At 62.5% G+C, this 4,945-nt stretch carries 3 protein-coding genes; all 3 read left to right on the forward strand.

Translation table 11 applies throughout. The features are described 5' to 3' along the window. Window positions 1-137 precede the first annotated feature (137 nt). The 3 genes from GVY39_RS33510 (at window position 138) to GVY39_RS33520 (ending at window position 4,406) form a co-directional block, all read left to right on the forward strand. Window positions 138-653, forward strand: a complete 516-nt coding sequence (locus GVY39_RS33510; protein WP_255466380.1) for a tyrosine-type recombinase/integrase — start codon at window positions 138-140, stop codon at window positions 651-653. A 794-nt stretch (window positions 654-1,447) separates the two neighbouring features. Further along, window positions 1,448-2,656, forward strand: a complete 1,209-nt coding sequence (locus tag GVY39_RS33515; protein ID WP_159930974.1) for a cytochrome P450 — start codon at window positions 1,448-1,450, stop codon at window positions 2,654-2,656. Between the two features lie 1,333 nt (window positions 2,657-3,989). Further along, window positions 3,990-4,406: a phenolic acid decarboxylase gene (locus GVY39_RS33520; RefSeq protein ID WP_159930973.1), complete on the forward strand. Its 417-nt coding sequence runs from the start codon at window positions 3,990-3,992 to the stop codon at window positions 4,404-4,406. The last annotated feature ends 539 nt before the right edge of the window (window positions 4,407-4,945 follow it).

The raw sequence follows: 4,945 nt of genomic DNA on the forward strand, positions 1-4,945 counted from the left end.
GGAATCAACGGCTCCAGCCGCACCCATAACGCATCGGTCACCACCTCATCAACCACCCCGAAAGTGTCGGACACGTTGCGCCGCAGAGCAAACCGTCACACCGACTCATTCTGAACTGAACTGTTAGGAAGCAGGATCTGGACGAGCACCAATGCCTGATCCTACTGCGTGAAAAAGGCAACACCGAGCGGTGGCAACCCGTGTCGCCGACACTCATGCGCGCACTTGTGGACCATTACGATTCACGCGTACAGCCTCGAGATCCCACCAATCTCCTAGCGCAAAACGGCAGGCCGATTCCCGTTAACGCCCACGAAAGACTCCTGCGCTACCGAAACGGCGATCCGATCAGCACAATGCGCTTCACCACCATTTGGAGTCAGATCGGCAAGCAGCTGCCGTGGGTCAAGCAGCAAGGAATCACCTGCCACTGGCTGCGCCACACCACCTTGACATGGGTAGAGCGCAATTTCGGCCACGCCGTCGCGAAGGCATATGCCGGACACGCCAGCAACCACTCCGACAATGTCACCTTGATCTATACCCGCGCGACCATCGAAGAGGTGGCCTACGCGCTGTCAGTCCTGACCGGGGAGCCACACCCTCTCGCTCACAAACCCCCATCTGCGCCCCCGGAGAAAAACCTGTCATGAACCCGGCCGCATCAACGGAATCGGCTTCCAGCTCGAGGCAACATCCTCCGTCCAACAGAGACAGGTACCGCCGCAGTCTACTGTCGCTACTTCCGCGCACCCGTCGCCCAGAGGCTCTGGATCCGGATGAGCTTTCTCGCCGCCTCACGGCGGTGAAGGCGTGTCTGCCAGCTCTGCAAGATCCGGCGCTGTACGAGGGAATCGACGAAAGCGAGCTCAACGCCGAGCAAAGACTGCATCGATGGATTCGGGCGCGGAGCCGGGTGGCTGCTGGACAACTTCGTTCCCGGACCTGCTCATGCGAAGCGACGACCTACGCGCGAGCCCGCTCTCGGGATCGCGGCGAGGCTCGACGCGCCTCGCGACCGCGTGCGCCCTCCCGGGGCTATGTCGGCTCGGCCGGCCCGCAGGCACCAGGGATTGCGAACTTCATCGCGGGGACTATAGTTCTGGACCGACCTGACGAGAGGCACGCGCGCATGAATCAGTATGTCGCTGAGGCGATTTCATGGACAACACCGCTCACCGCGATGGTCTGCGTCCACGATGAAACGCGCGATTCAATGCTACCCGTCGGCCTATCGACCCGTGCATGAACGCAGAAGAGAAAAGTCGTCGCCGATGCCGGCACCGAACAGGAGCCTGTTACTTCCAATCGGTGAACGTAATTCGAGTCTGTATCCGTCATCGCGATCCACGTCCTAACTCAATCCACTTGGAGCCACGTTTTGACCTCGCAGTCGTCCCCGGCCCACCCGACCGCCCCCCTCCACCAAGCACCCGAGCGGTTTCGGATGTACGACCCCGACTTCGCCGCCGACCCGCACCGTGCCTATGCTGAGATGCGGCGCCGTTATACTTCGCTAGTTCCGGTCGACCTGGCGCCGAAAGTACCGGCCACGCTGGTGATAAGCCACACGACCGCGGTGAAAATTCTCAACGATCCCGACCACTTCCCGTCAGATCCGCGACAATGGCAGCCCACCGTTCCGCAGGACACACCCGTCCTGGCGATGATGGCCTGGTTCCCCGCAGCGCGGTACAACAGCGGTGCCGCACACGACCGCTATCGAGGTGCCTCCGTAGCGAGCATCGACGGAGTCGACTTGTACAACATAAGCGCGCTGGTCGAGGACATCGCTATCCCGCTGATCAACAAGTTCTGTGGCCGCGGTTCAGCCGATCTGATGGCTGACTACGCATTCCATTTGGTCTTGGACGTCATCAACCGGATATGCGGTTGTCCGGCGGAGATCGGGGAACGGGTCGCAACCGGTATGGCGGCGCGTTTCGATCAGCGCAGCACGCTCACAGCTCAGCAGGGCATGACGATGATCAAAGACGCACTGATGGAGTTGATTGCGCTCAAGCGCGCAAACCCCGAACCTGACAAGGACGCAACCTCGCGACTGGTGACCCACCCCAGCGCGCTCGACAACATTGAGGTATTCGCTCAGCTGATGAGCTTTTATGGTGCCGGTTTCGAACTGGAACGCAATCTGATCACTAACACACTGTTGCGGATGCTCACCGACACTCGGTACGGGGCGTTCGGCGGTGACTACGGTCGGAGTTTGTCGACTATGACCGCCCTCGACGAGGTCTTGTTCATCGACCCGCCGATGGCGAACTTCTGCTTCAGATATCCGAGTCGACCGGTCATGGTCGACGGAATCTTTTTGGAGGCACACCAGCCGATCGTCGTCAGCCTCGCTGCCTGCAACAACGACCCTGCGATCCGCGTGGCCGCCGACCCCGGCGGCAGCCACATCGGCAACCGGGCACATGTGGCGTTTGGCGGCGGACCACACGGCTGCCCAGCAAAAACCTTGGCCTACGAGATCGCGCAGCATGCTATCGATCAGTTGTGCACCGCGGTGCCTGACATGACGCCAGCCGTGCCCGTAGATGAATTGGTCTGGCGGCCGGGACCCTTCCACCGGGCGCTGGAGGCATTTCCGGTCGTTTTCGAGCAACTGCCACCGATGCCTATCCCCCAGTGAAGTGATCTCACCAACTTTCGGCTGACGCGCCGGTATTCGAAGTGGGTGAGAACGAGTGCGGCTTTGACGACGGTGCCGATTCTTTCGGGGCTGCACGTGAAACGCAGGGCGCGCCAGCGGGCCGACGAGCACGGCGAAGCCGCGCTCGCACAGGGAGCGCAGCCCACGGAGCAGCGCGTTGTAGATGCGGTTTCCCTGGGGGCGAGGGCTCGGCCATCGGCGGGTTGCTTGATCGGGGTGTGTATGCCGATCCCGGCACCTTCGTAGCCGCGCTCGGCCAGGGTCGGCAGGTCCAGATGTGCCGCTGCCCAGTACAACGCGGGTAGGACGTGGTCGCGGGCGGCGGCAACCAGGTCGTGCACCGAGGCGGGTCCGACGTCGGGGAACCCACAGCGGCAATCCGGTTGGCGCCGAGACGGCTTGGACGTTGCCACCGGGACTGTGGGCTTTGCCGGAGTACCACACGTCGATCTGCTCGCCTCTCACGCTGGTGGTCTTCTCGCCGCAGCGGTCGGCGCCGAAGACCTTCCCGTCCAAGGATCAGGTGCGTGAGACCTTCCTCGTGGGCACGGTACAGGGCTTCGTGCAGGTCGGGGGCTTGGGCCGCGAGGGCGGTGATGCCGTCGTGGTGGTAGCGGTCGGAGGTGGCACGGCTGATGCCGAATGCCGCGCCGAGCACCGCGATATCTTCGTGTTTGCGGAACCATGCCAACAGCATCAACACCTGTTTCCAGCAGGTCAGCGCCCGGCTGCCGCAGGGGTGCCGTGTGCTCGGCGTTGCGCGGCCAGTGTCTGGTCCTCTGGAGGTAGTGCGGGCGGAATTCGTCCGGTTCGCCGTGGCGGCGGGAGGTTGATGTGAGGGTGCCGAAGGCAGCCGGATCGGCGTGGGCGGATGCGCTGGCTGCGGTTGAGTGGGCCGTGGTCGTGGTCGCCGAGCGGTTCGCCGAACTTGGCGCGGTGACGCCGGGTGCGGTGGCGGTGGCCGCGAGTGGTGGTCGGCTTCTGGCTCCCGGTTGGCCACCGCGGCCGGAGCCGGCCCCGATGTTTCTGTCGTGATCCGGACGAGTCGGAATCTGTCGCCTACCTTGGTGAGATCACCTCAGTGAGCATCGAAGCCGCCGCCGGTCCTCTACCGCGTGTGCGAATCGCGAGTCGCCAACACCGCAGCCATGCCCTGGAATCTTTTGTGCCACAATGAAACCGACACCGAAGCTTCGCTCAATCTACAACCAAGGTCTCCGGCCCTATGCGATGATGATCATCGAATATCGTTCGCAGGAACTCACTTGAAAGGGGGATCGGGATTGGCTTCACGGCCGACCCGGACTGTCGAATGCTGAAATCTATCGTCGGACAACGCTTGCACCTGTACTTGCCCAACGGTTGGGAATTCGACCCCTGGATCACTGGTGCCGGTTTTATCGACTACACGCTGACCGAGGGTCCTCACAAGGGGCGTCACGCCATCCAGAAACCTACGTACCGTCGACTGGCAGACAACGTCGAGTTTCTGGGCTGGTACGAGGAGACCGGTACCACCGTGACCCTCGTCTGGCACCTCGACAGCCAGGTAGTGGACCGGTTCGCGACGGTGCCTCGATGGCTGGCCGATGTCGACATGTCCATAAGCGCAGGTGACAATCAAGATCCTGAGTTCCGCGAGAAGATGGCGCAACTCGCTGCGGCCGGACCAGATATGCCGCGGCACATTTACGCGGACCACGGCCACTTCGAGCTCAGCAATAAATAAAACCGCACGAGACGGTGCAGATGCCGCAGCAGCCCGCCGCAGATGCCGGCCACCGTGATGTCGCCGGCTCGACCCCCGTCCCTGCGGTTGCGGCAATCGACGATGCCACAGGGTTTCCCTTCCCGGTGGCATCCCCGCCTCGAACGAGAACCCGAATGGTCTGCCAGCACTGCGAGTTCGCCACATCGACGGCGACATGGCCACGTTCACTGATATCGCGGGCATCGGACCAAACGGAGCGTTTCTCGCGCGTCCCGACCACCTTCGTCGCATGGCGATCACCCGCCCTCCCCACCTCACCGGAAAACGCCATTCGGCAGTTGTTGGTTGTCGTCAGGTGTCGGGTGGCCGGAGGAGGTTGCACCTCCGGCCACCCTGACATGACGACGAAGTAAGTAAGAACCAGCGGGCTTAGTACTCCAGCTGCACTTCGTGATGTTGTTGTCGGGTAGCCTATTTCGTCGTGTCAGTGTCGGTGGATGAGGATCTGGCTGCGTGGGTGGCTGGGTTGGATGAGTTGTTCGGGCGGGTTGCGGGCC

It is taken from the genome of Nocardia sp. CY15, from assembly GCF_009829295.1.
In the GTDB taxonomy this organism is placed as follows: Bacteria; Actinomycetota; Actinomycetes; order Mycobacteriales; family Mycobacteriaceae; genus Nocardia; species Nocardia sputi.

Excerpts from the sequence above, each read along its gene's own strand:
- GVY39_RS33515 (WP_159930974.1), top strand. The coding sequence starts at position 1,448 with ATGTACGACCCCGACTTCGCCGCCGACCCGCACCGTGCCTATGCTGAG.
- GVY39_RS33520 (WP_159930973.1), top strand. The coding sequence starts at position 3,990 with ATGCTGAAATCTATCGTCGGACAACGCTTGCACCTGTACTTGCCCAAC.